Genomic DNA, 235 nt, shown 5'->3' on the forward strand with positions numbered 1-235 from the left:
GAATGCGTGCTCGGCCAGGAAATCCTTGGTCAGCGGGTACTGCCGCAGGTACTCGCCGAAGTCGACGGCGCCGCCACGGCCGCGCCAGTGGGTCAGCTCGCGCAGCAGCTGCGGCGTGGTGGTGGTCGTTGGTGCTGTCTCGATGACGAAGTAGCGTCGATCGAACTCGGCCTGCAGCAGAGCTGTGTTGCTTGTGACGAAAACGAGATTCAGGCGATTGAGCTCGACGCGTGAG

General features: G+C 63.4%; 1 protein-coding gene. It reads right to left on the bottom strand.

The window, feature by feature from the left end; all coding sequences use genetic code 11:
- Window positions 1–235: hypothetical protein (locus ACRHNM_RS18230; RefSeq protein WP_431138037.1), on the bottom strand; the 235-nt coding region annotated here is incomplete at both ends.

Origin of the sequence: Psychroserpens mesophilus (assembly GCF_050617655.1) — a bacterium.
Lineage (GTDB): Bacteria > Bacteroidota > Bacteroidia > Flavobacteriales > Flavobacteriaceae > Psychroserpens > Psychroserpens mesophilus_A.